Raw genomic sequence first — 20,320 nt, forward strand, 5'->3', positions numbered from 1 at the left:
AGCAGGTTCAGGCCGGTGTCGTGAAGGCAGTTGACGCCGCCGTGGCTAGACGTTCTGAGCGTTCTCGTCTCGCGTAGCTTCGGGATGGTTTTCCGGTCGACGAGCCGCCCAGGGACGTACCGATTCGAAGTTCGCTGCTGCACGCAGTACCGAGGCGTCGGCGTGTAGCCGTCCGGCGATCTGGAGGCCGACGGGGCGGCCGTCTGCGGTGAATCCGGCGGGCACGGTGATCGCTGGTGTCCCGGTCATGTTGAAAGGGTAGGTGAGCAGCCAGCCCAACAGCTGGCGTCGCAGTGGCTCACCGGCCAGCCAGTCGGGTGCGAACTGTTCCAAGGGGAACGTGGCCGACGACAGGGTGGGGGAAACGAGGATGTCGTATTCGTGCATGAATCCTGCGAATGCGTCCCATGTTGCGCCGCGGAGAACATCTGCCCGGCCTATGTCGATGGCGGTCAGTGTCTTGGCTTCCTTCATCAGCGCGATCAGGTTGTCGTCGACCTGGCCCTGCATCGACTCCCAGTCGAGCATGTCGTACACGGACGCGTACCCGTGGAGCCAGACGCCGTGCCACATCGCTTCTTCGGGGTTCCCCCACGCTGGGGTCGCCTCCGTGACGGTGGCGCCGAGTTGCTCGAATGCGCCCGCTGCATCCCGGCAGATTCGCTCGACCTCGGGGTCGATGTAGCCGAGCCCGAGGTCCGGGGACCAGGCGACCCGCCAGCCCTTGAGGTCCTTGCCGATTTCCGTCAGGTAGTCGGTACCGTCGGCAGGCAGGCTCAGCGGGTCTTCCGTGTCGGGTCCCGCGACCACGTTCATCATCAGTGCGGCGTCGCGCACGGTCCGTGTGATGGGGCCGTGGTGGGCCCAGGTGTAGAAGCGGCCCGGCAGCATGGACTGCGGAACGCGGCCCATCGAGGGTTTCATTCCTACGACACCGCACAGGGCTGCCGGGATGCGGACCGAGCCCGCGCCGTCGCTGCCTTCCGCGAGCGGACCCATACCTGCGGCGACGGCTGCCGCCGCGCCGCCGCTGGACCCGCCCGCGCTGTACCCGTGTTTCCACGGATTGTGCGTCGGGCCGTAGAGGTGGCCGTCGGTCCCGCCGTAGTAGGCACACTCGGGTGCGTTGGTCTTGCCGAGAAACAGCCCGCCAGCCCCCCGCATCCGCGTGACGAACGCCGCGTCTCGTGCCCCAAGGTTTCCCTTCAGGGGGGCCAGGCCGAGCGTGAGAGGCAGGTCTTTCATCGCGGTGAGTTCCTTGATGGAGTACGGAACACCGTGCAGCGGACCGAGCTCCTCTCCGTCTGCCTGCCGCTTGTCGAGAGCGCGCGCGTCGGCAAGGACCTGCTCGGGATCGAAACTCACGAACGCGTTGACGGCCGGGTTCACGTCTTCGATCCGCGCCACCATGGCGCTGGCCACTTCGGTGGCAGACAGGTCGCCGTTGCGGATCGCCTCCGCGAGGTCGCTGGCAGAGGTCCAGCAGATGTCGTTGTTCATTTGTCGCGTGCTCATTCCGCGTCGGGGTAGGGACAGGTGGCTGGTCATGTGGCGTAGTGAGGGGGAATACGTGTCACTTGTCCGTCCGGAAGGTGCCGGACAGCCGGGGGTCTCCGGGGGCGGATGAGCGGGGCTATCGTGCGCCCCAGGGGTTGTCGATCAGTACACGCCATGTTCCGTCGGGTTGCCTGCGGAACAGTTCCGAGGCTTGCGCTTCCATGCGGATGGGGGTGCCGTCAGGTGCTGTGGTGTCGCACTGCCAGTGGGTGCTGCTCTGGGCGAGGTCTGCGTTCACGATGACCTGGGCGGCAAGGGTTTGCACGGTCGGCTGCATCTCCAGCATCTCGGAGAAGAAGGCGCGGATTTCGAGGGTGCCGCGGTGTATCTGGCCGGACTCATCGACGATGACGGCGTCGGGCTCGTACAGGGCGACCAGTTCGTTGAGTGCGCCGGCGTTGCAGAGCTCGTTGAAACGATGGCCGATCATCGTCGGATCGGTGAGCGGCGTCCTGGGCGTAGCCGGTCCGGTGGAGGGGTGGGAAGGGGTGGTCACTGAAATGTACTCTCCTTTGGTGTGAAGCTGTCGGCTGGGTGCGACGGCAAGGGCACTTTGGGGTGGGCCTCTGTTTGTGGCGGGGAGTGTTGGCGAGCCGGGGTGTTGCGAGGGCTCGGGGGGATGCCACACGGGCTCCGCCTTGGAACAGGTTCGTTACCTGGCTGCTGCGGCACCTGTCACGGTTTCGAGAATCCGCTGTCTTCCGAGGCCGTCGACCATCTGCCAGGCACGCTGGGCGAGTTCCGCGCGTCTGGCGGGCTGGGCGAGCAGATCACGCACGTGCTGCGCCATGGTGGCCGGGTGTGCGAGCACTTCGCTGATGGAACCGAGGCCTTCGGCGCACCGGTGGGAAACCGCCCCTTCGTAGACCGGCTTCTGGTTGTCGACGACCTGGATCAGCGCTGCAGGCACGCCCAGGCAGCACAGCTCGATCGTGGTGGTCCCGGCCGCGCTGATCACCAGGTCCATTCCTGCCATCGTCTGCGGCAGTACGGGTGTGGGGGCGATGACGTCCAGCTGCTGCCCCGGGGCAACTGGCAGAGCGCGCACACCAGCGCTGTCTTCGGTCACCACAGTCAGGTGCAGGGCCGGGATCTGCAGCAATGCTTTTGTGAGTTTCCGCGCGGCGCGGCGGACGTCGGTGCCGCCGAGAACCAGCAGCACACGTGGTGTTGGTGTTGCCGCTCGGCTCAGTACCTGTTGCACCGGGTCGGCGGGGCGTAGTGCCCGGATGTTGTCGCGGATGACGGCGAAGGCGGGTCCGCGCAGCAGCAGCCCGCCGTTGGTGGGGGGCGGATTGGAGCGGTCGGCGCCAATGTTCTGGTCGTAGAGCACATCGGCGCAGGCGTGTCGTATCTCGCCGTCGTAGGCTGCGATGACCGGGGCGGCCGTCGCAGCCGCGCGATAGTGCGCCGTGGGTATGTGGTAGGCGTCGACCACGACAGCCGCGGGTGCCAGCGTCCTCAGGCACATACGGAGGCCTTCGGCGGTGTCCGGCGCGTCCATCACTGTGACTGGCGTGGCGGCCAGGACTTCTGTCAGCCAGGGCACCTCGCACGTCCCGAGCAGGACCGGACGCATTCCGCGTGCGGCCGCCTCCTGTGCCAGGGCGATGCAGCGCATGATGTGCCCTGTGCCGATATCAGGTGTGGCGTCGGCGCGCAGGGCCAGTACTTGGCTGTCTGCCATTATCCGCCCTCTGCAACGTGCTGAGCGTGGACTCGCTGCCAGTGATCGCTGATCATGGCCTCGAGGCTGGAGTGTTTCGGGGTCCATCCCAGATGTTTGATGGCCTGCCGTGCGTCCGCGATCGAGCAGGTCACCTCGTTGGTGTGGGCCGGCTGGTGGTCGACGGTGATGCTGCGGCCGGAGATCTGTTGTGCGGTGTCGATGACTTCATTCACGCTGGCCGGCACGGCACCGATGTTGTATGTCTGTGCCGTGCCCGGCGTTGCGGCGTCCAGTGCCAGGCTGACTGCGTCGACGACGTCGGCGATGTGGACGAAGTCCCGGATCGCGTTGCCGTCACCGTGGACGCGCAGGGTGCGGCCGTAGGCTGCGCAGTCCAGCACCTGGGGTATCAGTGCGTTGCTGCCGGGAGCCTTGCCTTCAGGGGTGACTCCGGCGGCGTTGAACAGCCTGAGGGTGACCGCGCCGAGCGCGCCGGTGCGGGCATAGCTGTCGACCGCGTGCTCGGCGGCGAGCTTGGTGCGGCCGTACACCCCTGTCGGCGTTGCCGGATCGGTTTCCTGCAGGGGCCGTTCCTGTCCGGTGCCGTAGACGGCGGCACTGGACAGGAACACCATGCGCATCGGGTGACCGGTGCGGGCGTGCTCTGCGACCATCGCGTCGAGCAGGTGTACGGTGCCGGCGACGTTGGTGCGGTAGTAGTCGCCCACAGCGAGGGGTGAGCGGACCCGCATCAGTGCCGCCAGGTGGCACACCGCGTCTGCTCCGCGCAGCGCGCGGCCCGTCGATTCGTGGTCGGCGAGGTCCGCGGTATGACCGTGTACACCAGGCGGCCAGTCGGATCGGCTGGTCCTGGAGAGCGCCACGATCTCATGTCCGGCAGCCGACAACGCGGCGACGACGCTGAGACCCAGGTATCCGGTTGCCCCGGTCACCACAACTCGCATGGCGCCCGTCACGCACCCGCGCTGGCCAGCTCGCGGGCGATGAGGTCGAGCCACAGCACGTACTCGAGCGACATATCCAGGTCGTACCAGATCAGGTCGGTCGTGCTGTCCCAGTCGGTGCCGTGGAACCACTTGTCCCGCGTCCATACGCCCTGGGGGTCCTGGTTGTGCACAATCAGATCGGCGATCTGGACAGCGAGTTCCGCGTAGTGGCACTCGCCCGTGAGGCGGAACAGCATTGCGGCGCTCAGTCCTACCTTGCCGCATGACGGGTGCAGGAGTGCATCCGGGTTGCACGACTGCACCATGTAGGTCATCAGGTCGTGCGCCAGTGCGAGGTGCCTGGTATCGCCGGTCTTCTCGTAGAGCGCAGTCAGGAACACGGCCGGGGCTCCCAGGAACCACCAGTCCTGTCCTGGCTTCTGGACGTTCAGGTGGTGGGCATCGTATGTGGTCAGCAGTTCGCCCTCGGCGGTAGCCGAGGTGTAGAACACCGATGTGCGGCCGGGCTGGCAATTCCACAGGTCAGCAATGAAATCGGCCGCGGCCAGGGCTACGTCCTGCTTCCCGTGGAACAGCGCGGCGAGCCCGCTGATGCTGGTCGAGACGGTGTCGCAGTGCCCGTCGCTGGCCCGCGGGCCCACCGAGCGGAACCCGCCATGGGCCGGGTTCTGCATGGTGGCGATGAAGGACATGAATCGTTCGGACAGGTCGAACTGGCCGAGCAGGTGCGTCCCGATAGCCAGGTAGCCGTTGGCGTACAGGTAGTGGATGTCGAGGAAGTAAGGTTCCTGACGGGGCGAGGGCACATCGCCGTCAGCGGCGAGATGTGAGCGCACGTAGGTCGCAAGCCGCGCAGCTTCGGTTGTCTTACCGGCGCACTGCAGTGCCCAGATTCCCTTGTAGGAGGACTCGATCACCTCGCGGGATGACGGCAGCGAGCCGTCGGGGCGCTGGCTCTGCGCCAGCCGGTCAGCTGCCCGCGAGGAGGCTGCCTTGTAGATTTCAATGCGCTGATTCATGTCGATCTCTTCGCAAGTCAACTGAACGGATCTCCTTGTCCGGAAAAAGATGTACGAAATGAGTGCTCAAATTCGCCGTTGCGGGCGTCAGGCGATGAGTTCTTGGATATCTGCCACCGACAGCCACTGGTCGTTGGTGTCGGACTGGTAATTGAACCCGTCCGGCAGGCGGCCGTCCGTCGGCATATCTCCGTCGAGCAGGCCGGACTGCGGCAGCATGATGTAACGGTCGCCGCGTTTGAACGTCCGGACAGCGTCGACCGTGGAAATCATCTCCTCGTGGAGCTTTTCCCCCGGCCGCAGGCCCACCTCATGAGTGGCTGCTCCCGGCGCAATGGCCTCTACCAGGTCGACGACTCGCATGCTTGGGATTCTCGGGACGAAGAGCTCGGAACCCTGCATAGAGCTGAACGAGCTGACAATGAATTCCACTGCCTGGTCAAGCGTAATCCAGAACCTGGTCATCCGCTTGTCAGTGATCGGCAGCGACTTTTCCTCGGCTGCCAGCCTGCGGAAGAACGGGATCACTGAACCCCGGCTGCCCAGCACATTACCGTAACGCACCACGCTGAATTTGGTCGCCTGGTTGCGCGAATCCAGATTGGCCGAGGTGAACAGCTTGTCCGCACACAGCTTGCTGGCACCGTAGAGATTGACCGGACTGGACGCCTTGTCCGTGGACAGGGCGACCACCTTGCGAACCCCAGCACCAACGGCTGCGTCGATCACATTCTGCGAACCGGTCACGTTGGTGCGCACGTATTCGTACGCATTCACCTCGGCCGTGTCGACCTGCTTGAGCGCTGCGGCGTGGACCACGAAGTCGACACCGTGCATGGCCTTGCACAGCCGCTCACGGTCCCGGATGTCTCCGATCATCCACCTCAGCCGCGGATCCCGGCCGAAGTGTTCTCGCAGCTCGAACTGCTTGAGCTCATCGCGGGAATATACGATAACCGAACGCGGCCCCAGCTTTGCCAGCGCATGCTCGATAAACTTTTTCCCCAGGGACCCCGTCCCTCCGGTGATCAAGATGACACTGTCGGCGAATTCATTCGTTGACAATTTTACCTCGGCTCGAAATTTTCATTGTTCCGCACTGACGAGACCAGGGCGGATATGTCTGTGACCACGCCGAAAACGTGACATCACTTTCAGGAATGCGGGATGAGTACGCTGGCGGTTCCCGCGCCCGGCGCACCAGATGCCGCAGCGCTCTGCCCGTAGGCTGGCTGGAGACCTGCTCCGGCCCGGCCACACGGACACGTGCCCCTCGCGGGGCTACCGGATCACTGCCTTGGTCCGCATGAGGAACTCCCCGAGGTATCCGTCGTGTGGAACTCCGGGCAGCATCAAGGTCGTCGGGGTGTCGCCGAGGTACACATTGGTGATGCTCGGCTCGCGCAGCAGGTCCTCGATCAGCTGCCGGTCTTCGGTCATCGCGGTCACGACCAGGGACCGCTTCAGCGGGGCGATCCCGTCCTCCGGTGCCCACGGTCCCACCCATACGCAGGGAAACGGCAGTTCGACGTTGAGCTGGGAGGCGTCCGGCGACCGGACTTCGTGTACGGCGGGTCGCAGGACGGCCCCGCCGGCGGGCAGTTCGTCGACGATGGAGTCCCCTCCGAGCCATGGGCGGGTTCCCTCGGCGACCGTGTGCAGATACTGGTCGATCTTTTCGGCCTGTTCGCACGGCTGGACTGTCAGGACCGCCGCCGGATCTTCAGCTGCGAGGCTCGGTATCTGGGAGAGCCTGTCCGCCAGTGCTTCCGCGAGCGGAGCGGGATCACCTTCGATGAGCACCGAGGTGGTGCACACGCATGCAGTACCGCCGAGGTAGCTCACCGCGTCGGCGATCAGGCTGACCTTGTCGCGCCAGTCGACGTCCTTGGTGACCAGGATCTTGGACCGGCCGGGGCCCTGCGGCAGTACCCGCGGATTGCCGGCGTACTTGTCGACCACGTCCTGGCCGCCATAGACCATGGCGTAGTCCGCCTCGGCGATGATCACATCCGCCGTCTCGTAATCGGTGGGCAGCAGTGCAACGCTGTCATCGCTGAAACCTGCTTCCCGCAGGGCCGAGATCAGCCGGAATGCGGTGAAAGGCTCACGGTTCGAGGGCCGCACCGCCACCTTGTAGCCCAGCGCTAGCGCCTCCGGCCACAGCCCGTGCACGCCTGGGGTATTGCCGGAGGCATGCACCGCGAACACATCACCCTTGCGGGTCCATACCGCCGAGCCGCTCTCCGTCCTGGGGTCGTCCCAGCAGGCAGCTGCCCCCATCGGCATCGCGAGCCCGGCGGTATGGCGCAGCGCTCGCAAGGCGTCGGCGACCCCGGCGATCGATCCCCGGACGACAGACAGCGGCACCCCTGAGGCAACCGAGACCAGGTGGGCGTACTGGTCCGCGTTCATGTCTGCGATGGTGCCGGTCAGATAGATGTCGGCAGCCTTGTCCAGCATCGCGATGCGGTCGGTTGCGCTCGGGACCGGCGCTTCACGCATGGCGGCCACCGTACGCCGCACGTACAGAGGGGAGACCAGGCCGATCTCGCCGATCTTCTCACCGGACACGCTGGTCAGGTCCATGCGCCGGCGAGTGCGGTAGATGCCGTCGGCGCCGAGCGCGTCAACATGCACCAGCTCTGCCATCAGTACACCCCTTCGATCACCGGGGTGCCCCCGAATGTGGACACGGGGCCGACTCCGGCCACTGAGGAGCCGATCACACCTTCCGGCGGCTTGATCCGGGTCGCCATGTCGCGCTCCAGATTGTTCGGCAGCAGGGCGTATTTCGTGAGATGGCTCATCACGACCTGCCCGCGCTGGCCGAACCCGACCTCTTCGCCCGTCTCCGGGTCGACGACGCGGAAGAAGATGTACGGCGAGAAGGGATCACTGACAGGGTTCCCGTCGAATTCCTCGTCGTGGCGCTCTTTCGCGCCTCCGAGGATGGTGGTGCTCCCGTAGATGCCGAGCAGCGGGATGCCGGGGAAAACCTGCGAGCGGAGCAGTTCCCGGGTGTCCGCGTCCATCTGCGCCCCGGACCAGATGATCGCTCGTACCGACTTGTTGATGAGGTCCACCAGGTCCGCGTGGCGTGCGAGGCGCTCCAGCAGTGCAGGGGTGGTGGCCAGGACCCCGACGTCCTGGGTTCGCAGGATGTGTGCCGCCTGGTCGACGATGTGCTCGGCGTACGCGTCCGCATCCCCCGTTCGTCCCTGGGAAATGAGGACCTTCACCCAACGGGGATCGAGGTCCACGGTGAACTTAACGCCCCCGCAGCGGCGGGCCCAGCGTGTCGTCACCTCACCGAACATATGAGGACCGGACGGCACGATAGCCAGTGAGTTGAGCGGTCCCGTCTCCGCGACGATCTCGTCCAGCCGGTCACCCCACCAGGAGAGGAACCCCTCGAGCCACTCCTCGAACATGACGAACCGCTTGGGCGGTCCCGTGGTGCCACTGCTTTCGTAGATCCCGGCGATCTGCTGACTCTGCCCGAGACCGCGCGGAATCAGGTCCTCGATCGCAGTGTCGCGGAACTCGTCGATGAAATTGGGGAACTTCGCAAGGTCAGCGACGCCGTTGACATCGGTGAGTGGATCAAAGCCGAGTCGGGCCGCGCGGCGCAACCAGAACGAGCAGCCGGTCTCGGGGCGGAAGTGCCACTGCATGAGCTCGCGCACATACTCATCAGGATCGATCCGGGACGGATCCGTCGTAATATCGAGAATCGGTGAAGACATCGCACCCTAATTCGCTCGTATCTTTTTTCGGTAAAACACATCAGCGTATGCTGATGCCTGCACAAAGAGCGGACTGAATACGGCGGCCCTTGGTTCAAGAGGGATGGCACAGTATTGGATCCGAACTTTACAAAACTCTAAGCCTTCGCTAATGAAGCACCGCCTGGGCACCTCACATGCATGCAGCACTGAGAGTGATGAGCTACCTGCCCTAAATTGTGTGGCGGGCGTGCTGGGCAGCGAAGCTGGCGCACCACGATGTGGAGCTGGAATTCTGGATTCCGCAGAAGCGTCTCGTTCCGTGAGTGAGGCCGTCGGCCGAGGTACCGCTGGCCGCGCGGACATGACCTCTTGAGGTGGGTGCACGGCAGCTCGTCGAGGGCAGCCCGGTCAGGCGCAGCTCAACGCATCCGGTGTTCTCAACGAACCAGGCGCAGACGGTTGTCCGGTGGGCTGGGGCCTGGTCGGCAACCACGTAATCACTTGCGGCGCGCGCCTGTCGGGCCAGATCATCCACACAGACCGCTGCCTACGAGCTCAGCCCACCGCTACTTAGTGTTCTGGCCCGATCTGCAGGCTTTTCACCCAGGGCGCGCAGATCACGAGGAGCCGGTCCGGATGATCTGCCACAGCTCCTTCGGTACTGCTCTCCACCCTTTGGCCCGGATGGTGCGCACCGTCTCTTTGCCGAGCAGAGCTACGCCGAACAATTTCACTGCCCAGCCGAGCAGGGCGAGGATCACCAGCACGACAACCGGAGTGAAGTTCAGCTCTCCTTGGCCGTCGGCAGCGGACTTGGCCAAGACGGCCAGGGCAGCGGCCTCGAAAACGTACGACATGCCCAAACCGCCGAGCACGCATAGCGCGCCTGCGCGCACTCGGTTCATGATTCCGCCTCTCAGGTGGTGCACCAGATTTGCTGGCCAGAGCCTCCTGCACCGGTGAGGCCAGACCGGACTCCTGCTCTCCGCCGATCCGCTCCGCAAACGCCCTCCAGCAGGCGGCCGTGCGCATGGTGACGGGCAGTCAGCCATTACAGACTTCCGGCGCCCGACACAGGACCTCCCGTCCCAGCCAGCCCCGCCGATTTGCCCGGCGGGTGCTCTTCCATTCTTGGGGGCTACGGCCGGTTTCAAGATCATCCCGGGGGTCGATTCTGCCTCCGCCTTACGCTGAACCGTGATACGACGAAAGTTGCAGTGCATCCCGCTTCCCGGCAGAAACACCTGGCCAGGGCGGTCAGACATGCAGAGCTCTCCTGAAGGCGCCCGCCGCAGGCACACAGCTCCTGGAACACAGCCCTGAACGCGCGCTGTACCGCAGCCCTTGGCCCCTCCCGGAGAGTTACCCAGCCCAGGAACCCTCTGTCCGGGGCAACACTTCACGAGCATGAGTGCTCAATCGCTGTCCACTGCCTACGTCCATCCCCTGTCACAGTCAGACCCTCTGGGTTCACCTACGTGCACGTGGCAGCTGGACATGTCAACTGAGGGCGCACCTGCTGGACTTGCGGGGGGATGCGGTGCGGGTGTACCGCACCACCGTGTCAAGACCCAGACCCAGCGGCACGCCGTCGGCTTGAGTGTGCACCCCCCGTGGGCCCTGCGGGCGGCCTCGGGGACTTTTCTGCCGCGCAGCCCGGCTCGGGGAACCGCGTTCCGCGATGAGCACCCGCATCTGGGAACCGCACATCACCTCCTTCGTCTACTGCCACTGGTGCTGCGCGGTACGGCAGCCGTGCGAGCGGCGCCACCATGATCCGGAGCCGCCTGTGGATCCGCGGATCCACACGGACCCTGGCGGAATCTACGGCTCACCGCGGCTGCACACCGTCCTCAAACGCGAGAGCATCCACGTGGGGCAAAAGGAGCGAACGCCTGATGCACGCTCGCTCCTTTTCCGGTTCGCTGTTGACGGATCCTGGGGAGTGTGTCACGCTGCCTTCAGATGGTGGTGCTGTGTGGCCGAGATGCGGTCCACACGCCACTATTTTGCTTTCGGTGGCACCTACGCTATGGCAACTGCCCTTCCTTGCGCCCCGCAGCTGGCTGATCGTCACGACGCTTATGCCGTCATGCATCCACAGCTGCCCTGTCGGAGGGGTTCTATAACTGAAGTTCCCCCCTGTACCTGGGCAGCGGGTGTCTACGCTACTGGGGTGAGGTTCCCCCGTTGTCGACAGCGCACCGGCCGGTCCCTCGCCCCGGTCGGTCTTCGCCTGCTTTACCCAGCCCCCGCAGGCCCTCCGGACTCACGCCCAGGTCCCGGGCGACCTCGGTCACCGTCTCCTCCGAGGACAGCGCCAGCGCGACCGCGTCCCGCTTGAACTCGGCCGTGTACCGCTTGCTCATGTTGCTCTTCTTGCTCACTACCTGGATTGAGGCGACCCGGTGGTGTGGACACTCTGACAATGGATCTTGTGGATCCGAGGAAGGGTGTCCTGGTGGGACGTAGGTCTCCGTATCCGGCGGAGTTCAGGAACGATGCGGTGGCGCTGTACCGGGCCGCGGGCGGGAAGCGCACGTATGCCGCGGTCGCGGCGGACGTCGGGGTGACCGGCGAGACCCTGCGCAGTTGGGTGCGCCAGGCCGACGAGATGGTCGGCCGCGACAACAGCCGCGGCGGAGAGCCGGGATGAGGAGCTGGCGAGACTGCGGGCGGAGAACGGCCGGCTGCGCAAGGCCGAGAAGGAGTGGGAACTCGAGCGGGAGATCCTGCGCCGGGCGGCCCAGTATTTCGCGGGGGATTGTGTCCTGAACACGAAAGGAAGCTGACTGTAGGGCAGCAGCCAAGAGTGATGCTGTGTGGAAGATGAAGGTTTCGTGGCCCTTCGAAGCCGCCCTGCGGGGGGAGGCTTCAAACCGCCTCATGCTGCGTTACTCCGGTTGAACTGGCGTTGTCCGCGGGGCCGTGACGTGTGGTGATCGTCGCGGTACGACGGCACCATGCGGTATGCGCAAGCAGGGCTTGCTCAAGTTCCGTGAGTGGCCGGGTTTTTGGTGATGCCCGGGACGGCCAGTGCTTGTTCGGGTTCGTGGCGGATGGCGCGGGTGGTTTTGGCGATGTTGTCGGCTCCGAGGATCTTCAGGACGCCGATGGCGAGGTTACGGAAGCTGGCCATGGCGCGGGGTGCGCTGTCGGTGTGGACGGTTGAGGCGTCCTCGGCGAAGGTGACATCTCGGATGTGGTGGGAGGAATTCTCGATCCCCCAGTGCCCGCGAATCGCAGCGGCGAGGTCGGCCGGGCTGGTCTGGTGGGTATCCAGCTGGTGACCGCGAACACGCTCTCGCGGCTCTCCGTCCGGCCGGTGGGCTTGCGGCGGCGGTGGACACGGATGGCGAGCCGGGCATGCGGGAAGGCGATCTCGCCGAGGTTGCCGGCGAGGGCGCACGTCTTGATCGACCGGGACTCGCGCCGTCCGTGGGCGGTGACGGAAGACGTGTGCTGAACCTTGATGCACGTCCAGGGAAGAGCGGCGGGCTGAGCGTACGTGGTGGGCTGGTTGGTCTTGATGACCGCGATGTAGTGGGCCTTCTTCGTCTCGACCAGCCAGGTGGTGTTGGCCTTCACCGAGTGCAGGGCGTCGAAGGTGACCACGGTGTCCGCCAGGTCGAGCGGCGCGAGCAAGGGCTTGAAGTGCCGCGTCTCGTTCGTCTTCGCGCCGATCTCGACCTGGGCGAGCGCGGCGACGGGGTGGTGCGTGACCGCGGAGAGCAGGTGACGGCGCGGCGTATCGAGGCGGGCCGAGCCCTTCAGTGCCTTGCCGTCCACGGCGATGACCCGCCGCGGACGAGTCGCCGACGCGTCCCCGCACGCCAACTTGCGGTGCTGGTCGGCCAGGTAGGCGCCCACGGCCTGGTCCAGGGCGTCGCCGTCGAGCGCCATCAGGACGCGCCCGATCGTGACCGGCTTCGGGCTGCGCCGCCAGCCGAGCAGATGACGCCGCATCCCGAGGGAAGCCAGCAGGGTGTTCGTGGCCCGCTCGCCGAACTCGGCGGTCTCGTCCAGGCTCTTCGCGCCGGACACGACCGCGCAGGCACACACCAGCAGGACCGACACCAGCGAGTGCCAGCGGCCCCGGCGCGAGCGCGGGTCGGGCACCGATGCGAGATAAGGACGCAGGTCAGCGATCCGGTCCGCATCCAGCGGACCCAGCTTCTCCAGCACGGAAGGGATAGGGGAAGATACAACGGCAGGCACGGGACATCCTCGTGATCATCTGGCTTAGTCACCACAATGATCACGAACCCCCGTGCCCGCACTGCTACCCGCCCCTACCCGCCCCTACCCGCCCCGATCGCCAACCACCCGCGCATCCACGGAACTTGACGGAGCCCTGGCTGTACCCCGCCGTCCGTGACGGTCTGCCGGTCCTGGCTGACATCGGATACATCGGCGCCGGCGGCGGTCTGCAGATTCCCTTCCGGAAACATCCCGACCTGCCCGGCGAGCTGGGCACGGACAACCAGACGTACAACAAGCTGCTACGCGGTCTCCGCTTCCCCGCCGAGCGAGCCATGGCCGAGCTCAAACAACGCTGGCGCACCCTGCAATACGTCACCCTCAGCCCGAACCGAATCGGCGCCATCACCCAAGCCGCCCTCGTCCTCAACAACGCCTGGCGACCATGAACGCTGAGAAAACCTCACTGTGTCGTCAGTTTCCCATGTTGACATTGTCACGCAATTCATATGCGACACCTTCAAAATTTGCCCGACCCGTTTCTCGAAGGAGATAGTGATGCTGGTAGCTGACATCGAAAAGCAGGCATCCAGCGGAACGCTGGAACTGTCCGACGCGGTTCTGGGGCTGGGGGCGAGATCGCGAGCGGTGTTCTCCGATGCAAATCTCGGCACTACCTGGCGGGTTAGGGATGCCAAATTTGACAGATCTTCCCTATCGGTCTCGGGTACAGCGCAATTCGCCAAGGCCGAGCGGGGGGTGAGAGTGGAGTTCGTTTCTGACCGGGACGAAAAGGTGATCGGATTGGTCATCTACGCCGATCTGGCCGGCCGCTGGGACCAGTTGGCAATCGGTCCCCAAATGCGCACCCCGGACATAAGCGTGTTCAAACCGCCGGAAGTGCACGATCCCGAAGCGCCGAAAGTGCACCATCCCGAAGCTCTTATTATGCTTGCCCCCCAGCCGTGGCGCGAGGATCCTATCGTTGGTGCCTGCTTCCACTTCGATACGCCTGGCACCACCGGTGGGCGCGGCACAACCGGTGTAGCAGGCACAGCAGCAACGAACCGTATCCATGTCATAGAAGTCGGCCAGGATAACTACAGGCTGCGTGGCAAGTTCGCGCCTATTCCGATCTCCGCCGGACTATCGGAATTGTCGGAATTAGTGTTCGGCACGGAACTTGGCACGGTGAAGTGGCCCGACGGCGTTGGCGGCTGGGTCAAAGATCTACCGGTTTCCGTGACTGATCTCGATGTGCAATACGACACCAGAACCAAAAAGGTCAACCAGATCGCCGTATCGGTCGGCGTGGTGGGAAGCGCCGGAACTCCGCTGGTCAAACTTGCCGACATGATCGAAATCGACGCCGTGGAAGTCACTTTCAGCGGCCCGCAGAACCTGGAGACAGGCATCACCGTGCGCGGTGCCGTCGACGGCTACTCCGTGGTCCTGGACGGCAGGTATTCCCCCGGTTATGGCACTCGGCTATCTGGCCGCTTCAAGCTGCCTGGCTCCATCAAGGGCAAGGGCTTCACCGGCGGCTGCCCACCTGAACTCGACCTCACCGGTGCCGACGACAACACCCTGGAAATCCAGATCAACCCCGCCGCCAAGGAATACAGTCTCGAGTGTCTGCTCGGCGGCACGAACCCTGTGTGGCGGCTCAACGACAATCTCGCCGTCACCGACCTGTCGCTGAACGTCGCCGGCAGCGGCAGCACCCTGACCTACACCGGTTTTTCCGGAGGTCTGAAAATCGCCGACACCACAGTCCGCCTGATGGGTCATCGCGGCGACATCAGTTGGACCTTCAGTGGTGAACTCGAAAACCTGCCTCTGGCTGAATTCACCGAGTGGTTCAATAATTCCTTCACAGTCTTCCCCTTTCAGCTGCCCGCCACCACTATCAACACACTCGGCATCAGCGTCACCAACAGCAGCCTGCAACGTGTATTCGGTTTCACGCTGGACACCGCATTCGACACGAGCGCGCCCACCCCTGCGAACCTCACTGTCCGGGTCGACCTCACTCAAACCCGCTCTAAGCCCGAGGCCGGCTGGAGCCAGCTCGATCTCGAAGCCGGTGCCGAGCTCCAATTCGCCCTTCCGGGCACACCCGACCTCACGCTCAGCCTCGTCGGCGATCTCACATACAGGACCGGGGCCGATCCCTACTGGACACTCACCGGCAGTTTCACCACCACCGATGACACTCTCACCGTCGCCACCCTCCTCACCGCCCTCGATATCCCCGTTGCCGACTTACCCGCCGTCTTTTCCGGGATCGACCTCAAAGATATCACCGCCAGTCTCACCCATTCGAACAAAGGCCACGCCCTAGCACTCAACATCGCCGATACCCACATTGCTTACGTGTCCCTCAAGGAAAAAGAAATCGCCACAACGGCGGTCGACCTGCTGGTACCGGCCTGAAGCAGCCCGCTTTTCATCCGTTCGACAGTTCGACAGGAGCGGGAAGTAACAGAAGCCGACGCCTGGCCGTTTCGCGGAATAATTAAAGGACGATCAATGGACAGAACATACACCGTGTGCTTCAGCGGGACATCGTGCACTCGTGATGAGGGCGAGGAGTCACGCTCTGATAGTGACAAGCGGATCTACAGCAAAGAAACCGGCTATATCCCGGTCCGTATCCACATGGAGATCTCCGGCGACCGCTTGGAAGCCACGAATCCCAGCGTGATCGTGCGCGGCGTGGGAGCGAACGACTGGGGCAACGTAGATATCAGCGAAGCGCTTACCTTGAATGCTCCGCTGAAGATTCCCCCGGGCCTCAAAGAGGCTACTGAGCAGTATTCGCGGGGCGATCGGCGGTCTGATATTGGCGTTAATATGGACACTGCCATCGGTCGGACGTCGGCGGCCGCCCTTGCTCTGCATGGCGCGAACCTGGCTGCCGCCAGCGATGCGACGGCGTATAACTTCATCGGGCACAGTCGGGGCGCCGTGGAATGCATGATGGCCGCCTGGTTCCTGTATGCCTACGGTGGGGCAAAGAAGGACGTCCCCGTGCGCATTTTCGCGATCGATCCGGTTCCTGGCCCCGGAACGTGGTACTCGATCATGACCAAGCTGGCCCCGAACGTCACCAACTACGTTGGGATCACCGCCTGGGACCACATCGGCGAATCCCTGGACAGACTCTTCGACCCCGGACTTGTGCCCAAGCCCAACGCGAAGATGGCACGGATCAGCACAGCCGAACCGGATGTGAGGAAGCTGAACAAGCTGGGATGGAAAGACCTTGCCGACAGCTACCTGAGCGGGCGCGCGAACCCGCTGGAACCCGCCAAAATCGCTGGCACCCCTCAGCCCGACGGCTATCGGCTGTTCGCGTGCCGTGGACGACATGCGACGGTCGCCGGGAACACGACCCGTGACGGGAAGTACGACCCGACCAACGCCGACACCAGCGTCGCGCGGGTTCCGCACCTGGTCTACAAGATGGCCAGGGCCTATCTCACGGACTGGGGAACGGTTTTTTCACGAGAGCCGGCTGTTGATCTTGGTGCGCTGGAGCTGCGGCAGAGGATTAACCTCGATCACGGCGCCTTCGACAAGATGGGCGGTGGGTCGCGGCGCGACAAGGTCGTGTTCGGCGATTTACGCACCGCGATCTCGGGACGCGACGGCGACGTACGGTACGTCTCGTCAGCCTACGGCAGAAACCCCATGAACAAGAAGTACCTCGAGGACGTGGCCGGGGACCCTTCATACCGCCAGCCTTATCCCGTGACCGCCAAACGCACCGGCGCCGGCTGGGTGCACTGGACCTATCTTTAGGCAGGGCTCCGTCAAGTTCCGTGGATGCGCGGGTGGTTGGCGATCGGGGCGGGTAGGGGCGGGTAGGGGCGGGTAGCAGTGCGGGCACGGGGGTTCGTGATCATTGTGGTGACTAAGCCAGATGATCACGAGGATGTCCCGTGCCTGCCGTTGTATCTTCCCCTATCCCTTCCGTGCTGGAGAAGCTGGGTCCGCTGGATGCGGACCGGATCGCTGACCTGCGTCCTTATCTCGCATCGGTGCCCGACCCGCGCTCGCGCCGGGGCCGCTGGCACTCGCTGGTGTCGGTCCTGCTGGTGTGTGCCTGCGCGGTCGTGTCCGGCGCGAAGAGCCTGGACGAGACCGCCGAGTTCGGCGAGCGGGCCACGAACACCCTGCTGGCTTCCCTCGGGATGCGGCGTCATCTGCTCGGCTGGCGGCGCAGCCCGAAGCCGGTCACGATCGGGCGCGTCCTGATGGCGCTCGACGGCGACGCCCTGGACCAGGCCGTGGGCGCCTACCTGGCCGACCAGCACCGCAAGTTGGCGTGCGGGGACGCGTCGGCGACTCGTCCGCGGCGGGTCATCGCCGTGGACGGCAAGGCACTGAAGGGCTCGGCCCGCCTCGATACGCCGCGCCGTCACCTGCTCTCCGCGGTCACGCACCACCCCGTCGCCGCGCTCGCCCAGGTCGAGATCGGCGCGAAGACGAACGAGACGCGGCACTTCAAGCCCTTGCTCGCGCCGCTCGACCTGGCGGACACCGTGGTCACCTTCGACGCCCTGCACTCGGTGAAGGCCAACACCACCTGGCTGGTCGAGACGAAGAAGGCCCACTACATCGCGGTCATCAAGACCAACCAGCCCACCACGTACGCTCAGCCCGCCGCTCTTCCCTGGACGTGCATCAAGGTTCAGCACACGTCTTCCGTCACCGCCCACGGACGGCGCGAGTCCCGGTCGATCAAGACGTGCGCCCTCGCCGGCAACCTCGGCGAGATCGCCTTCCCGCATGCCCGGCTCGCCATCCGTGTCCACCGCCGCCGCAAGCCCACCGGCCGGACGGAGAGCCGCGAGAGCGTGTTCGCGGTCACCAGCTGGATACCCACCAGACCAGCCCGGCCGACCTCGCCGCTGCGATTCGCGGGCACTGGGGGATCGAGAATTCCTCCCACCACATCCGAGATGTCACCTTCGCCGAGGACGCCTCAACCGTCCACACCGACAGCGCACCCCGCGCCATGGCCAGCTTCCGTAACCTCGCCATCGGCGTCCTGAAGATCCTCGGAGCCGACAACATCGCCAAAACCACCCGCGCCATCCGCCACGAACCCGAACAAGCACTGGCCGTCCCGGGCATCACCAAAAACCCGGCCACTCACGGAACTTGAGCAAGCCCTGATTCCCTCCGGCACCAGACGTAAACCTACTTCAGACTCGAAACGCTAAGGGAGACAAGCCATGGATGAAAGCGTCAAAGTCAAACATCTGCCCAACGAAGCCCCTAACTATATCCGGCTCATGGACACGCCGCGGGTCTGGGGAAGGCCGTTCGGCCCGGCGATCATGCAGCAGTCGTGGGCTCGGCAGGGCGAGTTCCAGCGGGCACTGGAGGAGGTCGTCCAAAAATCTCGGTATCGCTGCGACATAGCGTCTCTCAACGCCCCGGATCCGGCTTGGGCCGGCATCATTCTCGGTGCCATGGACACCGCGCTGAGCCAGAAGATCCTCCGGCCCGCGCCCACACAGTTCCGGTTCCTGTTCGGCCAGACGCCAACGGCGCTTAAAGAATACGGCGCCCCTGAGAACTACACGCTGTTGAAGCAGGCCGTCATCCGCATGGTCCGAGAGCGGAGCAGACACTGGACGCACCTCCCAGAAATCTGGTTGGGGCGTTACTACCAGATGGCGGGCGGAATAGCGGCTGCCATCAACTGGAAACTCTTCGGGGACGTTGTAGAAGCACCCGACGAGAGGATGACCTGGAACCACTCGAAGATCATTGTCGCCGACGCCACGGAGGTACTGGCCGGCGGGCACAACCTGAACATGGACCTGTTCCTGAGCTATCCGCCCGTGCACGACCTGTCGGTCGTGGTCCATGGGCCAGCAGCGGCGGACGCGCACACCTATTTGGATAAGATGTGGGCTTGCGGAAAAGACCTGCTGGCCGTCGAGCGACTCGAGGCACTCAAAAGCGCGAAACCGAAATGGGAGGATCATACCAACACCCAGACCCGGCCCGCCAACCCGCTCAAATCGCCGAATGTAATCGAGAACGTCCGTAAAAGTCAGCGAGAGATTGTGGAATTGCACCAAGGCGTCGCCCCTGCGGTGTCGGCTGGTTCACCGAGCCCGGTGCCCCGCGACCAGTACCAGGTGCTCGACGGCGACCTCGATACAGACGTCTTCCCCGTGCGACAGACGTTCGCGGGATACGACGCGCTCGGCGAATATAAGCTCGCCACCAGATACGGGTCGGTGGGTAAGTACTGGTCCAAGACAGAAAAAGGGGGGTACGAGGACGACTCCGGGAAAATGAAGGAAGACCTCATCCTGGGCGCGGAGCGCACTATCAAGATGTCGCAGATGGACCTCATCAGCGCGTGGAAGAAGAATTGGAAGGACCATGTCGTTTGCCACTCGATCCTGAAGGCGTTGCTGGAAAAGAAGGATTTGACCGTGCAGGTGGTGGTGTCACCACTAGATGCCGGGGCGGGTGCGGGGGGGGACCAGTATTCGTTCGGATCCGGCGCGGTCCGCACATTCTCACTGATGCGCTACTACATGCTGCACGACGTGGAGACCGACGCCGAGTATCCTGACCAGGACAGGCGACTTGAAGCTTTGAGCCGACTGTTCATTGCCCCGTTCTACTACACGGATGTCCCATCCCGAAACACCGTCGAGGGCAAGACCTACAAGTGGCCGCATCTCCCCACGGCGGGTTTTACCGCCACGCTCAAGCAGCCGCCACTGAGCGAGCGGCGCCCGAAGGAGGGCGTGATCGGCGATGCCTATGAGGCCGCGCAGAAAGGGAAGGGTTTTGGATTTGACCTTCTTAAATTGAGATTGACATCCACGACGGTTCCCTCGGCACCCGGCAATCACGCGAAGCTGATGGTGATCGACGACGAGGTGTATGTGGTCGGGTCGGACAACCTGTACCCAGGGTTCCTATCGGAATTCAACTACGTCATCGAGGGCGAAGAAGCGGTGGCCGACCTGCTCGAGAACTATTGGAATCCGCTGTGGGGATATGCGAGCAGGCATGCCCTGTCCGGTGGAAGGCCCGGTTCGTGTTGTGGGGGACCGGACAAATGCTGGTGTACTCGCGACCTGGCTCCCAGGGGCCTTTGCAAGCTCGTGTGATGCAGGGCTCCGTCAAGTT

Annotated in this window: 19 protein-coding genes; 7 read left to right on the forward strand and 12 right to left on the reverse strand. The window is 64.3% G+C overall.

Annotated elements, in window-relative coordinates; translation table 11 throughout:
- Window positions 1-45 precede the first annotated feature (45 nt).
- The 10 genes from DXZ73_RS00230 to DXZ73_RS00270 form a co-directional block, all read right to left on the reverse strand.
- The gene (locus DXZ73_RS00230; RefSeq protein WP_116209021.1) at window positions 46-1,500 is read right to left on the reverse strand and encodes an amidase; all 1,455 of its coding nucleotides are present in this window, start codon (window positions 1,498-1,500) and stop codon (window positions 46-48) included.
- 133 nt (window positions 1,501-1,633) lie between these two features.
- Window positions 1,634-2,053, reverse strand: coding sequence for a YybH family protein (locus DXZ73_RS00235; protein ID WP_162889892.1), 420 nt, complete (start codon window positions 2,051-2,053; stop codon window positions 1,634-1,636).
- A gap of 156 nt (window positions 2,054-2,209) precedes the next feature.
- Complete coding sequence (locus DXZ73_RS00240) at window positions 2,210-3,244, reverse strand: PseG/SpsG family protein (RefSeq protein WP_162889893.1); 1,035 nt, start codon at window positions 3,242-3,244, stop codon at window positions 2,210-2,212.
- Complete coding sequence (locus DXZ73_RS00245) at window positions 3,244-4,191, reverse strand: NAD-dependent epimerase/dehydratase family protein (RefSeq protein WP_240351670.1); 948 nt, start codon at window positions 4,189-4,191, stop codon at window positions 3,244-3,246. Before DXZ73_RS00245 ends, DXZ73_RS00240 begins: the two co-directional genes overlap by 1 nt.
- An 8-nt stretch (window positions 4,192-4,199) precedes the next feature.
- Window positions 4,200-5,213 carry a hypothetical protein gene (locus tag DXZ73_RS37735; RefSeq protein WP_162889895.1) on the reverse strand — a complete coding sequence of 338 codons (1,014 nt, stop codon included), beginning with the start codon at window positions 5,211-5,213 and terminating at the stop codon, window positions 4,200-4,202.
- An 87-nt stretch (window positions 5,214-5,300) separates the two neighbouring features.
- The gene (pseB, locus tag DXZ73_RS00250) at window positions 5,301-6,278 is read right to left on the reverse strand and encodes a UDP-N-acetylglucosamine 4,6-dehydratase (inverting) (protein WP_205519062.1); all 978 of its coding nucleotides are present in this window, start codon (window positions 6,276-6,278) and stop codon (window positions 5,301-5,303) included.
- A 216-nt stretch (window positions 6,279-6,494) separates the two neighbouring features.
- A complete protein-coding gene (locus DXZ73_RS00255) occupies window positions 6,495-7,865 on the reverse strand; it encodes an aldehyde dehydrogenase family protein (protein WP_205519063.1) in 1,371 nt (456 codons plus the stop codon).
- On the reverse strand, window positions 7,865-8,848 hold the full coding sequence (locus tag DXZ73_RS00260; RefSeq protein ID WP_338059101.1) for an AMP-binding protein: 984 nt from the start codon (window positions 8,846-8,848) through the stop codon (window positions 7,865-7,867). Before DXZ73_RS00260 ends, DXZ73_RS00255 begins: the two co-directional genes overlap by 1 nt.
- 713 nt (window positions 8,849-9,561) lie before the next feature.
- Window positions 9,562-9,849 carry a hypothetical protein gene (locus DXZ73_RS00265; RefSeq protein WP_162889896.1) on the reverse strand — a complete coding sequence of 96 codons (288 nt, stop codon included), beginning with the start codon at window positions 9,847-9,849 and terminating at the stop codon, window positions 9,562-9,564.
- 1,263 nt (window positions 9,850-11,112) lie between these two features.
- Complete coding sequence (locus DXZ73_RS00270) at window positions 11,113-11,313, reverse strand: transposase (RefSeq protein ID WP_116215330.1); 201 nt, start codon at window positions 11,311-11,313, stop codon at window positions 11,113-11,115.
- A 92-nt stretch (window positions 11,314-11,405) separates the two neighbouring features.
- Between DXZ73_RS00270 and DXZ73_RS39980 the strand changes: the two genes are divergently transcribed.
- Window positions 11,406-11,600 carry a transposase gene (locus DXZ73_RS39980; RefSeq protein WP_162889897.1) on the forward strand — a complete coding sequence of 65 codons (195 nt, stop codon included), beginning with the start codon at window positions 11,406-11,408 and terminating at the stop codon, window positions 11,598-11,600.
- Between the two features lie 333 nt (window positions 11,601-11,933).
- Here DXZ73_RS39980 and DXZ73_RS38960 read toward each other — a convergent pair whose 3' ends face one another.
- Both DXZ73_RS38960 and DXZ73_RS00280 read right to left on the reverse strand, forming a co-directional pair.
- Window positions 11,934-12,083, reverse strand: coding sequence for a hypothetical protein (locus tag DXZ73_RS38960; RefSeq protein ID WP_240351842.1), 150 nt, complete (start codon window positions 12,081-12,083; stop codon window positions 11,934-11,936).
- On the reverse strand, window positions 12,047-13,129 hold the full coding sequence (locus DXZ73_RS00280) for an ISAs1 family transposase (protein WP_425315801.1): 1,083 nt from the start codon (window positions 13,127-13,129) through the stop codon (window positions 12,047-12,049). Before DXZ73_RS00280 ends, DXZ73_RS38960 begins: the two co-directional genes overlap by 37 nt.
- Before the next feature lie 158 nt (window positions 13,130-13,287).
- Between DXZ73_RS00280 and DXZ73_RS00285 the strand changes: the two genes are divergently transcribed.
- The 6 genes from DXZ73_RS00285 (at window position 13,288) to DXZ73_RS00305 (ending at window position 20,301) form a co-directional block, all read left to right on the forward strand.
- Window positions 13,288-13,593, forward strand: a complete 306-nt coding sequence (locus DXZ73_RS00285; RefSeq protein WP_162889898.1) for a transposase family protein — start codon at window positions 13,288-13,290, stop codon at window positions 13,591-13,593.
- A gap of 109 nt (window positions 13,594-13,702) precedes the next feature.
- Entirely contained in the window at window positions 13,703-15,580 is a 1,878-nt protein-coding gene (locus DXZ73_RS37740) for a hypothetical protein (protein ID WP_162889899.1), read from the forward strand.
- A 96-nt stretch (window positions 15,581-15,676) separates the two neighbouring features.
- Complete coding sequence (locus DXZ73_RS00295) at window positions 15,677-16,951, forward strand: Tat pathway signal protein (RefSeq protein WP_116209039.1); 1,275 nt, start codon at window positions 15,677-15,679, stop codon at window positions 16,949-16,951.
- Between the two features lie 173 nt (window positions 16,952-17,124).
- The gene (locus DXZ73_RS00300) at window positions 17,125-18,207 is read left to right on the forward strand and encodes an ISAs1 family transposase (RefSeq protein ID WP_425315801.1); all 1,083 of its coding nucleotides are present in this window, start codon (window positions 17,125-17,127) and stop codon (window positions 18,205-18,207) included.
- A complete protein-coding gene (locus tag DXZ73_RS38965) occupies window positions 18,171-18,320 on the forward strand; it encodes a hypothetical protein (RefSeq protein ID WP_240351842.1) in 150 nt (49 codons plus the stop codon). The genes DXZ73_RS00300 and DXZ73_RS38965 overlap by 37 nt, the downstream gene beginning before the upstream one ends.
- A gap of 70 nt (window positions 18,321-18,390) precedes the next feature.
- Window positions 18,391-20,301, forward strand: a complete 1,911-nt coding sequence (locus tag DXZ73_RS00305) for a hypothetical protein (RefSeq protein ID WP_205519064.1) — start codon at window positions 18,391-18,393, stop codon at window positions 20,299-20,301.
- The last annotated feature ends 19 nt before the right edge of the window (window positions 20,302-20,320 follow it).

It is taken from the genome of Streptoverticillium olivoreticuli subsp. olivoreticuli, from assembly GCF_003391135.1.
Lineage (GTDB): Bacteria > Actinomycetota > Actinomycetes > Streptomycetales > Streptomycetaceae > Streptomyces > Streptomyces blastmyceticus.